Here is a 22184-nt window from a genome sequence, read left to right on the forward strand (position 1 = left end):
TCAAAGTTGCCAAGGTTGAAATGATTATAATTGCCAATTCATGTAAGAACTAGGAAAGTCGACTTATGAATCAACCAAGACGACATCAAAAGGTCAGTGATGTTTTTTCGCAAAAGCTGGTATCGTGTCCTGCGCATACGCCTTTGGTCGATGCGGTGAGGTTGATGCATGTTCACAATGTAACGGCGATTTTTATCAAGCATGAGCAGTCTGTTGTTGGTATTTGGACTGAGGCTGATTGTTTGAAAATTGACATCAGCAGCCCGCTCTATAAGAACCTTGCCATTCACGAGGTCATGTCTGCGCCTGTTATTACAGTGCCGAATCAATGCTCAGTCAGTGATGCAACCCTGCGTTTTCAACAGCATGGCATTCGTCATTTATTGGTGATGGATAGTGAGAATCAGCCTGCAGGTATGTTGAACTTATCTGATATTGTGCATAACCAAGGTTTGGACCACTACCTACAATTTCGACCTATTCATGAACAGTATTGCACTGACCTAGAGATAGTTGATGCGCAAACACCGATAGAAGAGGTTGTGCAACTGATGCGTGCAGGCCGCCTTGATAGTGTACTGGTTTATAACCAAGAGCTTGAACTGCACGGTATTATTACTCAGCGTGATATTGTCGAGCTGATCATTCAAACTGAGTGGCTAAATCCTTGTTGGCAATATGCCAGCTACCCGCTCATTGAAATTGATTGTGAAAGCAGTTTATTTGATGCGTATCGCACTATGACAGATCGTAATGTGCGTCATTTGGTGGTCAGAGATGATGAAATTTGCGGGGTGATTTCATTTGCTGATTTGATCACTGAGATCGAGTCAGCTTATTGCTGCGAGCTTGAGCGGGCAATTGAGCAGCGTGATATTGCTTTGCAAAAGTCACAACGTAACTTGTTTTTGGCAAATAAAATTATTGATGCCTCACTCGATGGCATAATGTTAACCCGTAAAGACGGCACGATTATTCAAGTTAACCCTGCTTTTACTAAATTGACCGGCTTTGCTGAGCATGAAGTAATTGGAAAGCGCCCTAATATTTTAAGCTCTACAAAACATAGCCGTTCGTTTTATCAAAAGATGTGGCATGCCATTGAATACGAAGGGGTCTGGCAGGGGGAGATCTGCAATTGCAAAAAAGATGGTGAAGAGTTTGTTGAGTGGCTCACCATTATCCAGATTAAAGATCCTAACTTTGATGAAGTACTTTATGCGGCAATTTTTAGCGACATTACAGAGCGCAAGCGTGCAGAAGAAAAAATTGCCCAGCTCGCCTATTACGATGAACTGACAGGCCTGCCTAATCGGCGCTTATTTCATGACCGACTCTCAATAGCTCTTAGCAGCGCCAAACGCAACCATGATCTATTAGCGGTGATGTTTATCGACTTAGACCGCTTTAAAGAGGTGAACGACAGTTTAGGGCATGACGCTGGCGATAACTTATTACAGCAAGTGGCAGAGCGTATTTTATCAATTCTTCCTGAAGGGGATACCCTTGCACGCTTAGGTGGCGATGAGTTTGTCCTGTTATGTGAAGTAAATCGGGTTGAAACACTGCTCAACTTTGCCGAACAAGTATTACAGCAAGTGAGTATGCCGCTTGCTATTAACGAGCATGTGGTTGCAATTACAGCCTCAATTGGCGCTGCAGTTTTCCCTGATGATGGCGTAGATAGCGCTACGTTGCTCAAGCATGCCGATATTGCTATGTACCGTGCTAAAGAAGTGGGGCGTAATTCATTTCAATTATTCAAACCTGCGATGAATGCACGCTCTTTAGAGCGATTGGCTATGATGAGCCGATTACAAAACGCCATCGAAAGCGATGAGTTTGAGCTTTATTTCCAGCCTAAGCAGCAGTTAAATTCTGGCAAAATTTTAGGGGTAGAGGCACTGTTACGTTGGCATGAGCCAAATCTTGGGGTGATATCACCCGCTAAATTTATTCCTCTTGCTGAAGAGCTTGGCCTAATTGTGAAGCTTGATTTATGGGTCATCGAGCAGGCCTGTAAAGAGTTAGAAAAATGGCAGCAACAAGGCATTGAAGCAGGGCGCTTAGCAATTAATATTTCGGCTAATCACTTACGTCAGGGGCAACTAGCATCAAATGTAGAGCGCTTACTCGAGCGTTACGATGTAGACCCACACAAGCTTGAAGTAGAGCTTACTGAAAGCTGTTTTATCAGCCACTTTAGTGAGGCTAAGCAAGAGTTACTCGCGCTTAAAAAGTTAGGTGTGCATATAACGTTAGATGACTTTGGCACGGGCTATTCGGCTTTAAGCTACTTAACCAAACTGCCAATTGATACGTTAAAAATTGATGCCAGCTTTATCGCAAAAGTGCCAGATGAATACGGTAATAGTGAAATTGTCACGGCGATTATTAGCCTGGCGAAAAGCTTGAGTATTCATGTTGTCGCGGAAGGGGTAGAGAAGGTAGAGCAGTTAAATTACTTACGTTCACTTAACTGCGATACCATTCAAGGCTATTACTTTTGCCGCCCAATAGCGAAGCAACAATGGTATGACTTTTATCTCAATACCGAAAAAAGAGCCTAAGCTAGGCTAATTTCGTAAGAAGTGAATTTACGAATATTAATGACGCCAGTATCAAAAATTAAGTACTGGCCTTTAATGCCTTTTAAAATACCCGATACTTCTGGTGCTTTATCAAAATTGAAAGAGCTGATCTTGCTTGGGTATTCACTTACTGGGTAGTCTAGCTCGACCACCTCTTCATCGAGCTTTTCAATGGCTGTTGCGCCAAATAGCTCTGCAAGTTCACTCAGCTTAGCATCAATTTGTGGGATCAACTCTGCTGCCGCAGCTTTTAAATCAATCGCTTCAGATTGGCCTTTTAGCATGTTTCGCCAATTGGTTTTATCAGCAATAAACTCGGCTAAAGCAACCTCAACTAAACCCGATTGAAGGCGGGTTTGTACTTTGAAGATAGGTAAAGCTTGCGTCGCACCTTGGTCAATCCAGCGTGTAGGAATTTGAGTATGGCGGGTAATACCTACTTTTAGGCCTGAGGTGTTGGCTAAATACACGTAATGCGGGATCATGCAGTTTTCTTCACCCCACTGTGGCTCACGACAGGTGCCCTTATCAAAGTGACACGTTTCAGGTTTCATGATACACATGTCACAGCTAGCCAGTTTGCGCATACACACAAAACAGTGGCCTTGAGAGTAGCTTTTCTTGGTTTTCTTACCACAGTTACAGCAAAAAATATTGCCGGTGAAAGTCAGCGTGAGCGGCTTACCAATATAGTCATTTAATGAAACTAGCTCATCACCGATAGGTAATTGATATTCGACAGGAGAGGTCAGTGTCGACTTTAATTTTCTGATCGTACCTTGCATCTTTACATGGCCCCTAAAGATGTTAAAAAAGGGCAGTGTAACACGGCCTATTTAAATTGTGAGGCAATAAAGCTTAGATACTCATTAATCGGCACCGCTTTGCTGTAATAATAGCCTTGCCCTTGATCTGCGCCCATCTTGATCAGCATTTTTTCTGTTTCTTGGTCTTCAATGCCTTCGATGGTGATATTCATATCAAGGTTATGGGCCATATCAATGGCCGTTTTTACCACCACTTGGTTGGTAGTGTTATTCACTAAATCCAGAATAAAGCTCTTATCGACTTTAATCGTACTAAAAGAATAATTTACTAAGTAGTTTAACGACGAGTAACCAGTACCAAAATCATCGAGTACCACCTTGCTACCGAGTTTATTGAGTTCGCTGATAAAGCTGACCATTTCATCATGGTTCTTTATAAGCGCAAACTCAGTTAATTCAAACTTTAACTGATCCGCAGTAATGCCATGTTTTAGAATGGTGTTTTCGACTTTTTCGACCAGCTTAGGGATCGCGAGATTCTTAGCACTTAAATTAACGCTAATGGTATGCTCGCGATAGCCTTGTCGATTAAGCTTTGCAGCGGCTAGGCAAGCCTGATCAATCACCCATAAGCTCAATTCGTTAATTAAACCAGTGCGCTCAGCCAATAAAATGAGTTGCTCAATATCAAGATGTTTACCTGCTGTTGGCCAGCGTAATAATGCCTCTGCACCAGAAATAGCACCGCTGCGTAAACTAATAATGGGTTGTAAGTAAATAGCTAAGGTATTACTTCGCATTGCTTGTTGTAACTCAGCAGCAAGGCTCACATCCATATCAATATGCGGAGTGTTAAAGTCGATGTTTTGCTGTTTTTGTGACAACCCTAAATAGCCACGTTGTAGCCATATATCAAAGCCATCATCACTAACCGGTTCGGTAATGCTATAGCGGTAGTAAAGCTGCAGGTCTAAGCCTGCCACTTTATATTGCTTTGGCAGCTGTTTGCATAAGTTGCTCAGTTCTTGGTGCAGCTCTGCTTGCGATTGAATTTTGGTAGAAATGAAAGCCAGTACACCATTGCCTAAGTCAGCCACTTTTGGACTGTTATCTAGCGCTGACTCTAAATTAATAAATTGCCTATTCTTATTAATTTGATGCTCTAGCGATTGGGCAACAGTGATAATTATTTGGCTGCTTTGGCTTGGCTTTAGAATGCTCATAAGGGCATTGAATTGCTCTATTTTCACTAAACAAAGGTTAGCGAGTCTTTGCTCCGAGGTAATCGCCATATAGGCTTGTTTGAGCATTGCTTGGTTGAGTAGCTCAGTTTGTTGCGTATGGGTTGCATGATACAGCGCTTTTTCACGTTGATAACGAACACGGTCTGCCAGCGCCATTGCCATGAGCACAATCTCACAGAGAATGGCGACTAAAAATATGTGCCTAACGGCAAAGCTGTAGGGAATAAAGCCTGTAAGCTCTAACGGCTGAATGGCTGCGCCTACAATCAGTGGCACCCACGACATGACATAAAACTTTGCCCACCGAAAACCGCTCACCAACTTTTTGTAAATCATGCAAATACATAAAATGTATAACGGCACCATGATGGCAAAAAAGATTTTTGAAGAATGGTATTCCAGCATAAAAAAGCTGATAAGACTGAGGCTGAACAGCAGAGCTAAAAAGCTGATACTGAGCTTGTATAAGCGGCAATTGTCTTTATGGTAGCGTAAGAACATGGTGCAAAAGGCGACGGTGAAAAATGCTATCGCGTAGTTACTGAAGACCACTTGCTCATTAAAAAATATTTGCCACGATAACGGCCATAAATAAAAACCAAAGCCGAGCACTGAACCCATAAGTAGTAGTGCTGAGATGATGTAGCCTATATAAATAAGATAGACGCGGTCACGGATCCCTAAAAATAATACCAAGTTATACAGAGCTGCCATGATCAGCACACCAATGAAGATCCCCCAAATTCCTGATTGCGAACGTAGTAGGTCTTGAAACTCTTTTTCACCATAAATATTAATAGGTGTTTTGCTAATCCCAACCGTATCTATTTTTATAATGAGGGAGGTTTGTTCATAGCCCTGCATGGTGAGCATGCTGTGCGGTGTACTGTATTGAAACAAACTAAGGCCAGAGATTTTATCACCTAGCTCGGTTGTATCTATAAGCTGCCCTGTATCATCAACATGATAAACGCTAAGGTAATCAACCATAGGGTTGTCAAAGTGAATCGCCAGCTCCACAGGCTTAGCTTGACGGTTTTCTAAATCAAGCTTTAACCAATAATCTTGCGCAGCTAAATCCCATTCAACATCTTTAAAAGGGCGATGTTTAAGCTTGTCTGGCTCAGCTAAAAACTGCTCGAGTGTTAGCGCTTTACTGCTATCTATTCGATACGCCGTATTACTGTAGATGGGGGCTGTTTTATCTATGGTGTAGCGTGTAGGGCTGGCTAAATGTGCAGCTAGGGTAGCAATGATAAAAAACAAAATTGTCAGAATAAGAAATGAAACAAAGTTATATTTCAGTGCTTTATTATTCAAAATTAGTTCTTTATCTAGGTAAATGTTCTTAATAGTGTAGCATTAAAAAAGCGCAGATAAACTGCGCTTTTTTCAGAATTAGACTGGTTTGACCTTAATTCTGTTCGCGAGCAATTGCACGGTAAGCGATATCAGTACGATATTCCATGCCTTCCCAGCTGATTTGTTCAACCAGTTTATAAGCACGTTGTTGCGCTTCGGTTACTGTGTTGCCAAGTGCCGTAGCACACAGTACACGACCGCCAGCTGTTACTACGTTGTCGCCGTCTTGCTTAGTCCCTGCATGGAATACTTTCTCACCTTCAGGGTAAGTAACTTGCAAGCCGCTGATTGCATCACCTTTCGGGTAGCTATCTGGGTAGCCTTTAGCTGCTAATACAACACCGACTGCTGCACGTGGGTCGAACTCGATTGCTGTTTTATCTAGTTCTTCACGGTTAGCCGCTTCGATAAGTTCAACAAGGTCAGACTTAAGACGAAGCATCATAGGTTGTGTTTCAGGGTCGCCAAAACGACAGTTGTATTCGATTACTTTTGGCGTACCATCAGCGGTGATCATTAAACCAGCGTATAAGAAACCAGTGTATGGGTGGCCTTCTTTTGCCATACCTTCAACCGTTGGGTTGATCACTTCGTTCATAATGCGTTGGTGAATTTCATCAGTCACCACTGGAGCCGGTGAGTATGCACCCATGCCGCCAGTGTTTGGACCTTGGTCACCATTGTAAGCGCGTTTGTGGTCTTGGCTGGTTGCAAATGGCAGTACGTTTTTGCCATCAACCATCACGATGAAAGAAGCTTCTTCACCTTCTAAGAACTCTTCGATAACTACACGGCTACCCGCTTCACCGAAGCTGTTGCCTGCAAGCATATCGCGGATAGCTTCTTCAGCTTCAAGCTCTGTCATCGCAACGATAACGCCTTTACCAGCTGCTAAGCCATCAGCTTTAACAACAATTGGCGCACCTTTTTCTTTTAGGTAAGCCAGTGCAGGGTCGATTTGTTCAAACGTTTGGTAATCAGCTGTTGGAATGTCGTGACGTGCTAAGAAGTCTTTAGTGAATGACTTCGAGCCTTCTAGCTGTGCAGCACCTGCTGTTGGGCCAAAGATAGCTAGACCGTTTTCACGGAATGTATCAACGACACCTAAAACAAGCGGTACTTCTGGACCAACAATAGTTAACTCAACGTTGTTTTCTTTAGCAAAAGTAACTAAACCTGCTAGGTCTTCAACGTTGATAGCTACGTTTTCAAGTTTTGGCTCTAGTGCAGTACCTGCGTTACCAGGAGCAACGAAAACGGTGTTTACTTTAGTATTTTGTGCAGCCTTAAACGCAAGAGCGTGTTCGCGGCCGCCACTGCCGATGACAAGTACATTCATGGCGTATAATCCTATTTATAGCGGTTTTTTAAACTTCAGCGTCATACGATCACTCTCACCAATCGCTTTATATTTAGCAGCATCTTTTTCGTCAAGTGCTAAACGTGGTGGTAGTGTCCACACCCCTTTAGGGTGATCCGCTGTATCAAGAGGGTTTGCATTAATGTCACTGCTTGCCACTAGTTCAAAGCCAGCTTGCTTTGCAATTTCAATTACATAGCTTTGCTTCATATAACCTGATGATTTCTGATCCTCATCACTGCGCGCTTCAGGTAGGCGGTGTTCAACCACACCTAAAGTGCCGCCAGGTTTAAGTGCTTTATAAAATGCTTTAAACGCACTTAACGCGCCTTCTTTATCTTTACCCATGTACCAGTTGTGTACATTTCTAAATGTTAAGACAAGATCTGCGCTACCCGCTGGTGCAATATCAAGATGCGTCACTGGCGCAAACTCAGTTAGTTTAACTTCACTGAAGCGTGCGTCATCGCTCATCTTTTTCTTAAAACCAGCTAATGAACGTTGGTAATAACCCACCTCAGAATCAGCAGGGAAATGTGCCGCGTAGTAAACACCATGGCCTTTAACAGCCGGTGCAAGGATTTCACTGTACCAACCACCGCCCGGTGCAATTTCAACAACGGTCATGCTTGGCTTGAAGCCAAAGAACTCAAGTGTCTCAACTGGATGGCGATATTGATCACGTGCGCTATTTTTAGCATCACGTTCGCTTGATTGCACGGCTTGTGTAAGCGCTGATTCATGAGAATGGCTTAAAGCCTGTGCTGATGTCAGTGCAAGGCTTGCAACAAGTAACGATTTTACGGCAAATTTCATCATCTGTTCCTTCATTATATGGGTAATTATTATTATTAATCAGAATACGTGAATTTGTGGCAAACAAAAAGGGTTAAGCTATGTGCTTAACCCTTTATGTGATTAGTGGCGGAAATGGCGCATACCTGTAAATACCATTGCCATACCAGCTTCGTCAGCTGCAGCGATAACTTCTTCATCGCGCATTGAACCACCTGGTTGAATAACAGCTGTGATGCCAGCTTCTGCAGCTGCATCAATACCGTCACGGAATGGGAAGAATGCATCCGATGCCATAACTGAACCTTTTACTTCAAGGTTTTCGTCAGCAGCTTTGATACCAGCAATTTTCGCTGAGTAAACACGGCTCATTTGACCTGCACCTACACCAATTGTCATACCGTCACGTGCATAAACAATTGCGTTAGACTTAACGAATTTAGCTACTTTCCAGCAGAATAATAAATCTTTTAATTCTTGCTCAGTTGGTTGGCGCTTAGATACAACTTTAAGGTCGCCTTGCGTTACCATACCTAAGTCACGGTCTTGAACTAGAATACCGCCATTAACACGCTTGATGTCGTGACCTGTTGCATTACCCGTCCATTCACCACATTCTAATAAACGAACGTTTTGCTTAGCAGATACGATTTGTGCAGCTGCTTCAGATACTTTAGGTGCAATGATAACTTCAACGAATTGACGAGAAACAATTGCTTCAGCTGTGTCTGCATCAAGCTCTTTGTTGAATGCGATGATGCCACCAAATGCTGATGTAGGGTCAGTTTTGAATGCACGATCATAAGCTTCAAGAATGTTGTCACCAATTGACACACCACAAGGGTTCGCATGTTTTACGATGACACACGCTGGTACGTCGAATTCTTTTACACACTCTAATGCTGCGTCAGTGTCAGCAATGTTGTTGTAAGAAAGTGCTTTACCTTGCAGTTGAACTGCAGTCGCAACAGATGCTTCAGTTAGATCGTTTTCAACATAAAAAGCAGCGTCTTGGTGTGAGTTCTCACCGTAGCGCATATCTTGCTTCTTAGTGAACTGCATGTTGATAGTGCGTGGGAACTTAGTCTCTTCAGCAGCTTCCTCTGTGTAGTCAGGAACCATTTTGCCGAAGTAGTTTGCAATCATGCCATCGTACTGAGCTGTGTGCTCGTAAGCAGCAATAGCTAGATCAAAACGTGTTTTATAAGTTGTTGATCCGTTGTTGCTTTGCATTTCGCTGATCACACGGTCGTAATCTTTTGCATTAACTACGATAGTTACGTCTTTATGGTTTTTCGCCGCAGCGCGAACCATAGTTGGACCACCGATATCAATGTTTTCAATCGCATCTTCTAGGCTGCAGTCTTCTTTCGCAACAGTGTTTGCGAAGGGGTATAAGTTAACTACAACGATATCGATAGCAGAGATGTTGTTCTCGCTCATTACGTCTTCATCTTGACCGCGACGCGCTAAGATGCCGCCGTGAATTTTTGGATGAAGTGTTTTTACGCGACCATCCATGATCTCAGGGTGACCAGTATGGTCAGATACTTCAGTGACTTTGATGCCGTTATCAGCAAGTAATTTGCAAGTACCGCCAGTTGATAAAATATCCACGCCTTGTGCTTCAAGAGCGCGAGCAAATTCAACGATACCGGTTTTATCTGACACACTTAATAGTGCGCGACGAATTGGACGATGTGTATCCATTGTAGTTTTGATTACCTCAATGTTTGAGCTAGCTTAGAAAGGCGGTATTTTAACTGAATCTGCTTTAAAAAACGACGTTTAAAGCGTGAGGATTTTGCATAGTTTTTAACAGCTATAAAAAAAGCACCCTAAGGTGCTTTTTTCAAATAACTTATTACCAGTTACTATGAAGCTGTAAGCAATTATAACGATAGCTCGTTAAACTGATTACGGATTCAATATAACGGGTATCAGTTCATGCCGTATTTTTTAAGCTTCTTACGTAAAGTACCACGGTTGATACCTAGTAAGATTGCAGCACGAGTTTGGTTACCACGCGTGTACGTCATTACTTCTTCAAGTAATGGTGCTTCTAGCTCAGAAAGAACAAGGTCGTATACGTCTTGTACGTCTTGACCATTAAGTTGCTTTAAGTAGTGATGAACAGCTTTTTTCACTGCATCACGCAACGGCTGTGGTTTCTCGTGTGACTGTACATGAGGGTTTGTGATAAATGGAGAAGTCACGTTTTGTTCGAACATCGTTATATGTCTCTTTCTTTCTTAGTTAGCTGCTAGTGTTTTAAAGTATTCTTCTAATGCGTCGACTTGTGCCTGTGGGTTATCTAACGCATTAAATACTCGCCTAAACTGACCGTCACTGTCATGGGTTTGCAAATACCAAGATACATGCTTTCGAGCGATACGCGCTCCCATTGGCTCCCCGTAAAACTGATGAAGATTGTCTAAATGCTCCATCAAAATGCTACGCACCTCTGCAATTTCAGGTGCTGGCAAATGTTCTCCAGTTCGCAAATAGTGGTCTATCTCCCTAAAAATCCAAGGGCGACCTTGGGCGGCTCGACCAATCATAATGGCATCTGCACCCGTATAATCCAAAACCTGCTTTGCTTTTTCTGGTGAAGTAATATCACCATTGGCAACGACAGGGATAGACACTGAACGTTTAATATCCCTAATTGTGGCGTACTCTGCTTCACCTTTATACATACATGCGCGCGTTCGCCCATGTACTGCCAGTGAGGCAATGCCATAACGTTCAGCTATTCTCGCAATCTCGACACCATTACGGTTATCCTGATCCCATCCAGTACGGATTTTTAAAGTGACAGGGACATCAACAGCGTTTACAACGGCATCGAGTATCTCTTGTACTAATTCAGGAAACTGTAATAAGGCAGAGCCTGCGAGTTTCTTATTCACTTTTTTAGCTGGGCACCCCATATTGATATCTATGATCTGTGCACCATTGCTGACATTGAATTGTGCTGCCTGTGCCATAAGCTCAGGATCGGCTCCGGCGATTTGCACCGAACGAATTCCCGATTCACCGCTGTGATCCATACGGTTCATCGATTTTTCAGTTTTCCATACTTTCGGGTTTGACGAGAGCATTTCAGAAACAGCAAGGCCCGCACCTAAGCGACGGCAAAGTTGTCTAAATGGTCTGTCTGTAATGCCTGCCATTGGCGCGACAATTACATTGTTCTCAAGTTGGTATGAACCGATACGCACTGTTATTCAATTGGCCTCTTTTCAAGGGGCGCTAAGTTTACGGTTTTTTTGGCAAAAATCAAAGGCTATAAATTGAACAAAAGTGACTTTTTTTTGCCCTTTTCGTATTGACTTTTGATAACAGTTTGACGGGTAGGTTGATTTGTTTGATATTTAAACAGAAATTTTTTTACTCGCAAAAAAGTGCGAAACGATTAACTGTAAAAATAAGGTAAAGCCTGTTAAATATAGGCTTTACCTATTATGTTTGAGTAAATGCTCTAGTGCTGTTTAAGCTTTTTTGACGCCGCTGACACGGGTCCATTCACCTTCAACAGCCACTTCATCAAGTGCTAAAAACGGGGCATAAACATCGGCTACAGACTGAGCTTGTTCTTCTAAAATTCCTGACATAGCAATTTTACCATTCGGTTTTAAAAGACCTAAAATCACTTCATGTAGTTCACGAAGTGGTTGAGCTAAGATGTTTGCAACCACAATATCGGCTGTAAACTCTGGTTGATCTTCAGGTAAATACACTTCAAGTTTATCTGCAACGCCATTACGTTTTGCATTATCGCGGCTTGCTTCAAGGGCTTGAGGATCTATATCGATACCGATCATACGCTCTGCACCGAGTTTGATCGCCGCAATTCCTAAAATACCTGAGCCACAACCAAAGTCGACCACGGTTTTACCTGTTAAATCTTGGCTTTCTAGCCACTTTAAACAAAGCGCAGTGGTTGCATGGGTACCTGTGCCAAAAGCAAGGCCAGGGTCGAGCAATACATTAACCGCATCAGGGTCGGGAATATCGCGCCAACTTGGACAGATCCATAAGCGATCACCAAATTGAATAGGGTGGAAGTTATCCATCCATTCACGCTCCCAATCTTTATCTTCAAGCTGTTCAATTTTATAAACGAGCTTATCGGCGAGTGTTGCTTCAGCATTTAATGTTGCTACAACGCTGTCCATATCATGGTTTGCGTCATACAGGCCAATCACTGTGGTATCAGCCCATAACTGCACAGTACCAAGCTTTGGCTCATAAATAGGAGTATCTTTGGCATCAACATAAGTGACTGAGGCACTGCCAGTGTCCATGAGTAAGTCGCTGATTAATTCAGCGTTGTCTGCGTTTGCATTGATGCGAATTTGGATCCAAGCCATGAATATCTCTCGAATAGAAAAAAGGCCGCAACAGCGGCCTTTTAGTTAATAACGCGATACTAAATTACTTAGCATCTAAGAAGCTTTTCAGTAAGTCAGAGCGAGAAGGGTGACGTAATTTACGTAACGCTTTCGCTTCGATTTGACGAATACGCTCACGTGTTACGTCAAATTGTTTACCTACTTCTTCTAATGTATGGTCAGTGTTCATGTCGATACCGAAACGCATACGTAATACTTTAGCTTCACGTGCTGTTAAGCCCGCTAGTACATCGTTTGTTGCGCCACGTAGTGATTCCATGGTTGCAGAATCAATAGGTGAATCGATTGTGGTATCTTCAATGAAGTCACCTAAGTGCGAATCTTCATCATCACCGATTGGTGTTTCCATTGAAATTGGCTCTTTAGCGATCTTAAGTACCTTACGGATCTTGTCTTCAGGCATTAACATACGCTCAGCTAATTCTTCTGGGCTCGGCTCACGCCCCATCTCTTGTAGCATTTGACGAGAGATACGGTTTAACTTGTTGATCGTCTCAATCATGTGCACAGGAATACGGATGGTGCGTGCTTGGTCAGCAATCGAACGTGTGATTGCTTGACGGATCCACCATGTTGCATAAGTTGAGAACTTATAACCACGGCGGTATTCGAACTTATCAACCGCTTTCATTAGACCAATATTACCCTCTTGGATAAGGTCTAAGAATTGTAAACCACGGTTGGTGTATTTTTTCGCAATTGAAATTACAAGACGTAAGTTCGCTTCAACCATTTCTTTCTTCGCTCGGCGGGCTTTCGCTTCACCAATACTCATACGGCGGTTGATGTCTTTAATTCGTTCGATGCTAAGGCCAGTGCTTTCTTCAATTGCACTTAGTTTGCTGATGCAACGAATGATTTCTGGTTTAACTGATTCAAGTGCTACTGAGTATTTCTCGTTTGCAGCAATCTCAAGGTCGATCCAGCTTGTGTCTGTTTCGTTATTTGCAAAGTGCTTGATAAAGTTCTTTTTCGGTAACTTAGCAATTTGTACAGCTTGCTTCATGATGATACGTTCTTGTACACGAACGCGGTCCATCATTTCACGCATGTTGTTAACCATGCGGTCAAACTGTTTTGGCACTAATTTAAATGTTTTAAATAGTTCGCCGATTTCTGCAATAGCTACAAGTGAGTCAGGGTGTGAGCGACCTTTTTCTTCGAACGTTTCGCGTGCTTTGTTATAAAGCTCACGTAAGTTTTCGAAGTGAATACGGGCTTCTTCAGGATCTGGACCTGTGTCGCCATCGTTATCATCATCGTTATCATCATCACTATCTTCGTCATCATCGTCTTCGTCGTCTTCTTCGTCGAGTTGCTCTTCGTTTAACTCAGAACCGATGTGTGTTGCAGAAATTTGTGATTCGTCTTCATTATTAGGATCAAAGAAGCCAGAGATAATATCGCTTAAGCGCATTTCTTCAGCTTCGAATTTGTCCCATTGCTCTAGTAGATAAGTAATTGCTTCTGGGTATTCAGCAACTGAAATCTGTACTTGGTTAATACCTTCCTCAATACGCTTAGCGATTACGATTTCGCCTTCACGCGTAAGAAGTTCAACAGTACCCATTTCACGCATATACATACGTACAGGGTCAGTTGTTCGACCGATCTCTTTTTCTACAGTCGCAAGTGCAGCTGCCGCGGCTTCTGCTGCGTCTTCGTCTGTCGTTGTTTCTTGCATCATTAATTCATCGGCATCAGGTGCGTTTTCACTTACCTTGATACCCATATCATTAATCATGCTAATGATATCTTCTACCTGATCTGAGTCGATAATGTCTTGTGGAAGGTGATCATTAACTTCTGCAAAAGTTAAATAACCTTGCTCTTTACCTTTTTGAATCAGAAGCTTTAATTGTGACTGAGGAGTTGGATCCATAGAGATTTATTCTTCCACTCTGAAAGTTGATACAACAGGCGCCAGCTCGCTTACTAATTAAGCGACACGAAAACTAACTAGACGCAGTGAATAGCACAGTATAACAGCATTATTCAATTCTGACTAGCTGTTGCTGCCTTTTAACGCTTGCGTTAGTAAGTGGCATTCCAGCCTTTCTTCGCTGCTTAAGCCTTGGGTCTTGTCTTTTATTAATAGGGTCTCTAGTCGATAATTTAAACACTGGTCTTCAATAAATTTAAAAGTATTTTTAAAAACCGTCTCTAAACGATCGTCATTTATTTGATGCTGCCAAGTGGCTAATTTCACCAGCGCGTCATATTCAGCGCCATCCCTAAATGACTCTAAAATTTGTGCGGTGGTGATACCTTCACGTTCTAGTGCTAAGTGCTGAATGCGTAAAAATAGCTCAATACCGGCTATTTTCATCTCAGCTAACTCCGGCATATAAGCAATGCTGGTCGCCAAACTTGGGTGTTGCAATAAAATACCAATCGCTTGGCGCATCGGCGTTATTTTAAATTTACGCTCAATCGCATGCTGTTGCTTTGGTGACTTAACACGATTATTTAATTGCTCTCTTGTTCGACCAATTAAGCGGCCAAGATGTTCCAAAATATTCTCTTGGTAAAAATCACTCGGGATTTTTTCAATTAGTGGTAGGGCATCACTAAGGAGCTTTGCTTTACCTGCGTCTTGTGTCAGGTCTATCTCTTGGCTGAGCTTATTAAACAGCACCTTAGTAAAATCATCCGCTTCGCTTAACCTAGCTTCGAAAGCGTCTTTACCTTCCTTTTGTACCAGTGAATCAGGGTCTTCACCATCTGGTAAAAACACAAACTTCAACGACTTACCATCACCAAGATAAGGCAGTGCATTCTCAAGCGCTCGCCAAGCTGCATCGCGGCCAGCACGGTCACCGTCGTAGCAGCAAATCACTTTATCCGTGGTTCTAAATAAAGTGTGCATATGCTCTGCAGTGGTTGCTGTGCCAAGGGCGGCGACGGCATATTCGATGCCTTGCTCAGCTAAAGCAACGACATCCATGTAGCCTTCAACAATTAAAATATGGTCGAGCTTTTTGTGAGCTTGCTTGGCTTCGTATAAACCATAAAGCTCAAAGCCTTTATGGAAAATACGGGTTTCTGGTGAATTAAGGTACTTAGGACCTTGATCCGCTTGCATAACACGGCCACCAAATGCAATCACCCGACCGCGTTTATCGCGAATAGGAAACATGAGTCGATCACGGAAGAAGTCAAATTGACGACCAGGCGATTTTTCAGAGGCTAGCTTTAGTTCTACAAGCTGCTCTTTTTGTTCTTTATTGCGGCCAAGTTGCTGGCATAGCGCTTCCCATTCACTTGGCGCATAACCAATCATGAATTTTTTCGCTGTTTCACCGCTTAAACCACGACCCTTGATATAGTCGATAACCGTTTTCGAGTTGGCATGATGCTTTAATTGATGTTGGTAAAAGCGAGCAGCATGTAACATTAAATCGTAATCAGAGCGCTTTTGTTCTGCGGTGCGTTGCGGGCCTGAGCTTGTGCCTTGTTCGCGAGGTACGTCTAAATTGAGCATACTCGCTAATTCTTCAATGGCGTCAACGAACTCTAATTTGTCGTATTCCATGACAAACGAAATTGCATTGCCATTGGCACCACAACCAAAGCAGTGGTAAAACTGTTTATCTTGAGAAACGGTAAAAGAGGGTGACTTTTCGTTGTGAAATGGGCAACAGGCTTGGTAGTCTTTACCTGCTTTTTTTAGGCCAACTCTCGAATCAATTAACTCAACAATATCTGTGCGTGCGAGTAAATCATCAATAAACTGTCGAGGGATCTTTCCGGCCATAGCTGTTGTTTTTTCCTGCGCTATCTATGCGTTGTAAAATAAGATTTGAACACAATTACTGTGTTTATGAAAGACTAAAAGCAAGAAACCGAGCACTAGGCTCGGTTTGCTTGAATCATACATCTGTATGTGGGGGTTAGGCAGTTAATCGTTGCTTAATTAAGCCAGAAATCTTACCTAAATCGGCACGACCTTCAGCTTTGCTTTTGATAACTCCCATTACCTTACCCATGTCTTGCATACCCGCTGCGTTTGTATCAGCTATAGCCGAGTCAATAAGAGCAATGATTTCTTCTTCACTCAATTGTTGAGGTAAGAATTCTTCAAGTGCTTTAATCTCACTGGCTTCAATTTCAGCTAAATCTTCACGACCCGCATCAATGTACTGGGTGTAAGAATCGCGACGTTGCTTAACAAGCTTTACTAAAACAGCGGTAATACCGTCGTCGTCAAGCGTAATTTGCTCGTCAATCTCACGTTGCTTGATTGCAGCAAGTACCATGCGGATAGGCTTAAGACGTTCTTTGTCTTTTGCCTTCATCGCATCTTTTTGCGCATCTTTTAGCGTTAATAAAAGGCTCATTTATACAAGACCAAATACTGATTAATATAATTTAACGCGACGTGCGTTATCGCGAGAAAGCTTCTTCATGTGACGCTTTACTGCAGCAGCTTTTTTACGCTTACGCTCAGCTGTTGGTTTTTCATAGTGCTCGCGACGACGAACTTCTGAAAGGATACCTGCTTTTTCACATGAACGCTTGAAGCGACGAAGTGCTACGTCAAACGGTTCGTTCTCTCTTACTTTAATTACTGGCATTAAAAATTCACCTACCTAAATAATGAGCGTTGCTCAAGTTGATCGAATAACGACCAAGTGGTTCAAAAATGGTGCGGTATTGTAATCCGAAGCAACACCACATGTAAAGAATAATATTAACAGAAACTAGGTTTGCAAAACAGTGTTAATTTGTCTGGCGTTGATATAGCCGACAAATTACTTGTCCGGCAGTTTTTTCTTTTAAAAGCATCCAGTTATCCGGTGAGCTTAGGTCGCTTAGTTCGCTTTCGACCTCAACATATATAAGTGCTTGGGCAGATAACCAGTTATTTTTTTCGAGTAAAAAACAACTTTTTTCAGCCAAGTTTTGTCGAAATGGCGGGTCAACAAAAATTAGATCAAATTGCTCGTTTTGCGTGTTTTGTTCTAATAATGAAAGGCTATTGCCTTGTTTTACGACGGCATTATCCAATTTAAGCATGTTAATGTTTTCTTTTAGCTGGCTAGCGGCACTTTTATCTAGTTCGAAAAACACAGCATGATCAGCAAAGCGCGATAAAGCTTCAAACCCTAAGCCGCCAGAACCGGCAAAGCAGTCGAGTACCGCTGCGCCTCGGGTATCTTGCATGAGCCAGTTAAATACTGTTTCTTTTATACGGTCTGTGGTTGGACGCAAGCCTTGCACATCTTTTACTGGTAATTTTCTACCGCGAAATTGCCCACTAATAATACGAATAAAACCATTTGCTGATTTATTGTTCGCTGCTTTTGCTTGGCGGTTAGCTGTTGATTTTTTTCTCATTTAACTCACTAATCATTGGTAACTGACCCCTAGCTCAGATAATATTGTATGCAATAGCTAGCGTGTCATTTTTCTACTGCGCTAAAAGTGATAGTATTGCGACCTTAGCGATAGATGGTACCTGTTTATGTTTGGCTAAAAAGCTGAACTGTCACCAAACTATTATTCATGTAAGTTTATCAGATTTTTATAAGTGGTTATTAGCAAGTATGGCAAAAAAAAGTAAATTCCTGTCTTGGTTTGGTTTTGGCAAATCAGATAAGCAACAAGCAGAGCAAGCAGCAAAAGAGGCTGATAACCAGAAGCAAATAGAAGAACAACAGCGAATTGAAGCCGAAAAGGCAGAAGCTGAACGTTTAGAACAAGAACGTATTGCTGCTGAACAAGCAGAGGCTGAACGTTTAGAGCAAGAACGCATTGCTGCTGAACAAGCAGAGGCTGAACGTTTAGAGCAAGAGCGTATCGCTGCTGAAAGTGCAGAAGCGGAGCGTTTAGAGCAAGAGCGTATCGCTGCAGAAAAGGCAGAGGCGGAGCGTCTAGAGCAAGAACGCATTGCGGCAGAAAAAGCAGAAGCTGAGCGTTTAGCTCAAGAGCAGCAAGCGGCAGAGCAGCAACGTCAAGAACAACAAGCTCGACTTGCTGAGCAAGAAGCAGCAATGAAATTAGAGCAAGAACGTGCTGCCGCAGAACAGGCGCAGCGTGAAGCAGAGCAAGCTGCTGCAGAAAAGGCGGAAGCGGAGCGCCTAGAGCAAGAGCGTATTTCGGCAGAAAAGGCGGAAGCGGAGCGTTTAGAGCAAGAACGCATTGCAGCAGAAAAGGAAGAAGCTGAACGTATAGAGCAAGAACGTATCGCAGCAGAAAAGGCGGAAGCTGAGCGTTTAGAGCAAGAACGCATTGCAGCAGAAAAGGCAGAGGCGGAGCGTTTAGAACAAGAACGTATCGCGGCAGAAAAGGCAGAAGCGGATCGTTTAGAGCAAGAACGTATCGCAGCAGAAAAGGCGGAAGCTGAGCGTTTAGAACAAGAACGTATTGCTGCAGAAAAGGCAGAGGCGGAGTGCTTAGAGCAAGAGCGTATCGCGGCAGAGAAAGCGGAAGCGGAACGTTTAGAGCAGGAGCGCATTGCTGCAGAAAAGGCAGAGGCGGAGCGCTTAGAACAAGAACGTATCGCTGCAGAAAAAGCAGAAGCTGAGCGTTTAGAACAAGAGCGTATCGCGGCAGAGAAAGCGGAAGCGGAGCGTTTAGAGCAAGAACGTATTGCGGCAGAGAAAGCGGAGGCGGAGCGCCTAGAACAAGAACGTATCGCGGCAGAAAAAGCAGAGGCGGAGCGTTTAGAACAAGAACGTATTGCGGCAGAGAAAGCGGAGGCAGAGCGCCTAGAGCAAGAGAAAGCTGCTCAAGCTGCTGCTGAAAAACCTAAGAAAGAAGGTTTCTTCGCACGCCTTAAAAAAGGTTTATTAAAAACTCGCGTTAATATTGGTTCTGGCTTTGCGTCTATTTTTAGTGGTAAGAAAATTGACGATGAGTTATTTGAAGAACTAGAAACACAATTACTAACAGCCGATTTAGGTGTTGATACAACCATGAAGTTGATTGATAACCTAACCGATGCCGCTGATCGTAAGCAGTTAAAAGATGGCGATGCTTTATACGAGTTAATGAAGCAAGAAATGGCAAGTATGCTTAAAACCGCTGAGCAGCCGCTGGTTGTAAGTGGTGACAAAAAGCCATTTGTTATCTTAATGGTGGGTGTAAATGGGGTAGGTAAAACTACCACGATTGGTAAATTAGCGAAGCAGTTCCAAAACGAAGGTAAGTCAGTGATGCTTGCTGCGGGTGATACATTCCGTGCTGCAGCGGTTGAGCAGCTGCAAGTATGGGGTGAGCGTAATAGCATTCCTGTGATTGCCCAGCATACAGGTGCAGACAGTGCGTCAGTGGTTTTTGATGCATTTCAGGCGGCAAAAGCCCGTAATGTTGATGTGTTAATCGCTGATACAGCAGGTCGCTTGCAAAATAAAGATAACCTAATGCAAGAGCTTGAGAAAATTGCCCGTGTAATGAAGAAAATTGACCCAGATGCGCCGCATGAAGTTATGCTAACTATTGATGCAGGTACAGGTCAAAACGCAATTAGCCAAGTTAAATTATTTAATGAATGTGTTGGTTTAACGGGCATTACTTTATCTAAACTAGATGGTACCGCTAAAGGTGGTGTGATTTTCGCCGTTGCAGATAAATTTAATATCCCAATTCGTTACATTGGTGTTGGTGAAGGTATTGATGATTTACGTACCTTTAATAGTAGTGACTTTATTGATGCACTATTTAGCCAAGACGAGGATGACGCATAATTAACTAAAGGGAGTTTGCTCCCTTTTTCGCTGCAAGATGATTGATAACTAAAATGATAAATTTTCAGCAAGTCAGTAAAACATACCCAGGTGGCCATCGTGCCCTTGAAAAAGTCAGCTTTCATATTAAGCCTGGCGAACTGGCCTTTTTAACTGGGCACAGTGGCGCTGGTAAAAGTACCCTATTGAAGCTTATTAGTTTGATGGAGCGTCCATCGGCAGGGCAGGTGCTTATTAATGGTGTTGATTTAAATGCTGTTAAATCACGTCAGATCCCTTACGTGCGCCGCGATATTGGTATCATCTTTCAGAATCACCGCTTACTAGAACGTTACTCAGTGTTTGATAATGTTGCTTTACCTTTAATTATTGAAGGTACGCACCACAAGCAAATAGCTAAGCGTGTTCATGGTGCGCTTGATAAAGTCGGGTTACTTGATAAAGCGAAGTGTAATCCTGCAACCTTATCAGGTGGTGAGCAGCAGCGTGTTGGTATTGCTCGCGCTATTGTCAATTCTCCGCCAATCCTATTAGCCGATGAGCCAACTGGTAACTTAGACCCTGAACTTTCAATGGACATATTACGTTTATTCGAAGACTTTAATAATCATGGTACAACCGTGCTGATTGCAACCCATGATATTGGCTTAATTGCGCGTATGCGTTATCGCAGTCTAACACTGAAAGATGGTCGTATGATTGGCGATCCGTTAGCTGAGGGGGCATTATGAGTTTATTGTTTAAAAGCCGCAACAGCCAAAACGAACGTCAGAAAAAGTCATTTTTAGCAGCGCCTTATTTCTTCTTTATTAATCTTATTCGCCAAGGTGTGCATAGCTTAGGTGAAATGTGGCGAACACCTCTTGCTTCATTGATGACCATTGCCGTATTAGGATTAAGCTTAACACTGCCAGCGACGCTTTATTTAGTGGTTAAAAATGTCTCGCAAGTGAGCAGTGGTTTTGAAGATGCAGCAGAGATTTCGTTGTTCGTAAAAGAAACAATGAGCGAACAGCAAACGCAAACCTTGGTTAAGCGTTTAGCACTCTACCCTGAAGTAGATAAAGTAGAGTTTATATCAAAGGGCGATGCTCTCACTGAATTTAAACAAGTATCAGGATTTGGCCAAGCACTTGAATATTTAGATGCGAACCCGTTACCTGATGTTGTTATCGTCACGCCGACAGCACGATACCGTCAGCCAAATACAGCAAAACAATTACTGCAAAAGCTTGAAGGCGAAAGAGAAGTGGATTTTGGTAAACTCGATATTGCTTGGCTTGAGCGATTAAATGCACTTTTAAGTTTATTAAAAGAAAGCGTGATCACCATTGCTCTACTATTATTAACCTCCGTCACCCTGATCATTGGTAATACTATCCGCTTATCAATCATGGATAAGAAAGATGAAATTCAGGTGATGAAGTTAGTTGGGGCGACAAACACCTTTATTCATGCGCCATTTTTATGGACAGGGATTTGGTACGGTATTATTGGCGGTTTGTTCTCTTTTATTTGTGTTGCATTAATGATGTGGTGGCTTGGTGCTGCTGTAAGTGATGTTGCGGGTGTTTATGAAACCAGCTTTGACTTAATTGGTTTAACACTCACAGAGTTTGGCATTTTAGTCGCTCTTGCAACAGGGTTAGGATTTGTTGGTTCTTACCTATCAGTTAACCGCTATATAAAAGAAATTGAACCCGATAAAGTGTAGCTATCAGCGCTATTATTTTAGCGCTTTTGCTTGTCGTTAATTTGTCATATTAAGCCTTTATGCTGTTTGTTTAGATTTTGAATGGTGGGCTATATATCTTTCAAAATACCTTTAAAAGCTAGAATTCATCGCTTATTCAGCGCCTTAAAGTAAAATAAAATTATCTTAAAAAAACCACTTGATTTGAATTTTAAAAAAGTTTTTAATTGAAGTTAGCACTCTCGCTTAAAGAGTGCTAAGAT

17 protein-coding genes are annotated in these 22184 nt (G+C 42.6%); 4 read left to right on the forward strand and 13 right to left on the reverse strand.

Annotation, left to right across the window (positions count from 1 at the left end; translation table 11 throughout):
• The first annotated feature begins 65 nt into the window (after nt 1–65).
• The gene (locus L1266_RS05140; protein WP_138601701.1) at nt 66–2570 is read left to right on the forward strand and encodes an EAL domain-containing protein; all 2505 of its coding nucleotides are present in this window, start codon (nt 66–68) and stop codon (nt 2568–2570) included.
• On the opposite strand, the gene L1266_RS05145 is transcribed toward L1266_RS05140, so the two are convergent.
• From L1266_RS05145 to rsmD, 13 genes are all read right to left on the reverse strand, one after another.
• Complete coding sequence (locus tag L1266_RS05145; RefSeq protein WP_188728008.1) at nt 2567–3376, reverse strand: DUF2797 domain-containing protein; 810 nt, start codon at nt 3374–3376, stop codon at nt 2567–2569. The two genes, L1266_RS05140 and L1266_RS05145, sit on opposite strands and share 4 nt — an antisense overlap.
• Before the next feature lie 47 nt (nt 3377–3423).
• Nucleotides 3424–5922, reverse strand: coding sequence for an EAL domain-containing protein (locus L1266_RS05150; protein ID WP_235377030.1), 2499 nt, complete (start codon nt 5920–5922; stop codon nt 3424–3426).
• A 94-nt stretch (nt 5923–6016) separates the two neighbouring features.
• Nucleotides 6017–7303: a phosphoribosylamine--glycine ligase gene (purD, locus tag L1266_RS05155; protein WP_063529274.1), complete on the reverse strand. Its 1287-nt coding sequence runs from the start codon at nt 7301–7303 to the stop codon at nt 6017–6019.
• Nucleotides 7304–7318: 15 nt separating this feature from the next.
• Nucleotides 7319–8140, reverse strand: coding sequence for a class I SAM-dependent methyltransferase (locus tag L1266_RS05160; protein WP_235377031.1), 822 nt, complete (start codon nt 8138–8140; stop codon nt 7319–7321).
• Nucleotides 8141–8242: 102 nt separating this feature from the next.
• Complete coding sequence (gene purH / locus L1266_RS05165; RefSeq protein ID WP_063703027.1) at nt 8243–9829, reverse strand: bifunctional phosphoribosylaminoimidazolecarboxamide formyltransferase/IMP cyclohydrolase; 1587 nt, start codon at nt 9827–9829, stop codon at nt 8243–8245.
• A 230-nt stretch (nt 9830–10059) separates the two neighbouring features.
• Nucleotides 10060–10350, reverse strand: a complete 291-nt coding sequence (gene fis / locus L1266_RS05170; protein WP_002957804.1) for a DNA-binding transcriptional regulator Fis — start codon at nt 10348–10350, stop codon at nt 10060–10062.
• 21 nt (nt 10351–10371) lie between these two features.
• Nucleotides 10372–11343, reverse strand: coding sequence for a tRNA dihydrouridine synthase DusB (gene dusB, locus L1266_RS05175; protein ID WP_054551040.1), 972 nt, complete (start codon nt 11341–11343; stop codon nt 10372–10374).
• A gap of 270 nt (nt 11344–11613) precedes the next feature.
• Nucleotides 11614–12495, reverse strand: a complete 882-nt coding sequence (gene prmA, locus L1266_RS05180; protein WP_138619134.1) for a 50S ribosomal protein L11 methyltransferase — start codon at nt 12493–12495, stop codon at nt 11614–11616.
• A 64-nt stretch (nt 12496–12559) separates the two neighbouring features.
• Nucleotides 12560–14419, reverse strand: a complete 1860-nt coding sequence (gene rpoD / locus L1266_RS05185; protein WP_054551042.1) for an RNA polymerase sigma factor RpoD — start codon at nt 14417–14419, stop codon at nt 12560–12562.
• A 123-nt stretch (nt 14420–14542) separates the two neighbouring features.
• A complete protein-coding gene (dnaG, locus tag L1266_RS05190; protein WP_235377032.1) occupies nt 14543–16294 on the reverse strand; it encodes a DNA primase in 1752 nt (583 codons plus the stop codon).
• A 136-nt stretch (nt 16295–16430) separates the two neighbouring features.
• Nucleotides 16431–16877: a GatB/YqeY domain-containing protein gene (locus L1266_RS05195; protein ID WP_054551044.1), complete on the reverse strand. Its 447-nt coding sequence runs from the start codon at nt 16875–16877 to the stop codon at nt 16431–16433.
• Between the two features lie 21 nt (nt 16878–16898).
• Nucleotides 16899–17114 (reverse strand): 30S ribosomal protein S21, encoded by a 216-nt coding sequence (gene rpsU / locus L1266_RS05200; RefSeq protein ID WP_002957797.1) that lies wholly within the window; start codon nt 17112–17114, stop codon nt 16899–16901.
• Nucleotides 17115–17259: 145 nt separating this feature from the next.
• Nucleotides 17260–17877, reverse strand: a complete 618-nt coding sequence (gene rsmD / locus L1266_RS05205; protein WP_235377033.1) for a 16S rRNA (guanine(966)-N(2))-methyltransferase RsmD — start codon at nt 17875–17877, stop codon at nt 17260–17262.
• A 209-nt stretch (nt 17878–18086) separates the two neighbouring features.
• Between rsmD and ftsY the strand changes: the two genes are divergently transcribed.
• From ftsY to ftsX, 3 genes are read left to right on the forward strand one after another with little or no spacing between them, the layout of a single operon-like run.
• Complete coding sequence (gene ftsY, locus L1266_RS05210; RefSeq protein WP_235377133.1) at nt 18087–20228, forward strand: signal recognition particle-docking protein FtsY; 2142 nt, start codon at nt 18087–18089, stop codon at nt 20226–20228.
• Between the two features lie 53 nt (nt 20229–20281).
• The gene (ftsE, locus tag L1266_RS05215) at nt 20282–20959 is read left to right on the forward strand and encodes a cell division ATP-binding protein FtsE (protein WP_235377034.1); all 678 of its coding nucleotides are present in this window, start codon (nt 20282–20284) and stop codon (nt 20957–20959) included.
• Nucleotides 20956–21942 carry a permease-like cell division protein FtsX gene (gene ftsX, locus L1266_RS05220; protein ID WP_054551047.1) on the forward strand — a complete coding sequence of 329 codons (987 nt, stop codon included), beginning with the start codon at nt 20956–20958 and terminating at the stop codon, nt 21940–21942. Before ftsE ends, ftsX begins: the two co-directional genes overlap by 4 nt.
• The last annotated feature ends 242 nt before the right edge of the window (nt 21943–22184 follow it).

Origin of the sequence: Pseudoalteromonas sp. Cn5-37, from assembly GCF_021532495.1 — a bacterium.
In the GTDB taxonomy this organism is placed as follows: domain Bacteria; phylum Pseudomonadota; class Gammaproteobacteria; order Enterobacterales; family Alteromonadaceae; genus Pseudoalteromonas; species Pseudoalteromonas simplex.

What these genes read in the sequence shown, in the direction of transcription:
- ftsX (WP_054551047.1), top strand. Translation starts at nt 20,956, where the DNA reads ATGAGTTTATTGTTTAAAAGCCGCAACAGCCAAAACGAACGTCAGAAA.
- rpsU (WP_002957797.1), bottom strand. Translation starts at nt 17,114, where the DNA reads ATGCCAGTAATTAAAGTAAGAGAGAACGAACCGTTTGACGTAGCACTT.
- fis (WP_002957804.1), bottom strand. Translation starts at nt 10,350, where the DNA reads ATGTTCGAACAAAACGTGACTTCTCCATTTATCACAAACCCTCATGTA.
- purD (WP_063529274.1), bottom strand. Translation starts at nt 7,303, where the DNA reads ATGAATGTACTTGTCATCGGCAGTGGCGGCCGCGAACACGCTCTTGCG.
- ftsE (WP_235377034.1), top strand. Translation starts at nt 20,282, where the DNA reads ATGATAAATTTTCAGCAAGTCAGTAAAACATACCCAGGTGGCCATCGT.
- L1266_RS05140 (WP_138601701.1), top strand. Translation starts at nt 66, where the DNA reads ATGAATCAACCAAGACGACATCAAAAGGTCAGTGATGTTTTTTCGCAA.
- ftsY (WP_235377133.1), top strand. Translation starts at nt 18,087, where the DNA reads ATGGCAAAAAAAAGTAAATTCCTGTCTTGGTTTGGTTTTGGCAAATCA.
- L1266_RS05160 (WP_235377031.1), bottom strand. Translation starts at nt 8,140, where the DNA reads ATGAAATTTGCCGTAAAATCGTTACTTGTTGCAAGCCTTGCACTGACA.
- prmA (WP_138619134.1), bottom strand. Translation starts at nt 12,495, where the DNA reads ATGGCTTGGATCCAAATTCGCATCAATGCAAACGCAGACAACGCTGAA.
- purH (WP_063703027.1), bottom strand. Translation starts at nt 9,829, where the DNA reads ATGGATACACATCGTCCAATTCGTCGCGCACTATTAAGTGTGTCAGAT.
- L1266_RS05195 (WP_054551044.1), bottom strand. Translation starts at nt 16,877, where the DNA reads ATGAGCCTTTTATTAACGCTAAAAGATGCGCAAAAAGATGCGATGAAG.
- L1266_RS05145 (WP_188728008.1), bottom strand. Translation starts at nt 3,376, where the DNA reads ATGCAAGGTACGATCAGAAAATTAAAGTCGACACTGACCTCTCCTGTC.
- rpoD (WP_054551042.1), bottom strand. Translation starts at nt 14,419, where the DNA reads ATGGATCCAACTCCTCAGTCACAATTAAAGCTTCTGATTCAAAAAGGT.
- dnaG (WP_235377032.1), bottom strand. Translation starts at nt 16,294, where the DNA reads ATGGCCGGAAAGATCCCTCGACAGTTTATTGATGATTTACTCGCACGC.
- rsmD (WP_235377033.1), bottom strand. Translation starts at nt 17,877, where the DNA reads ATGAGAAAAAAATCAACAGCTAACCGCCAAGCAAAAGCAGCGAACAAT.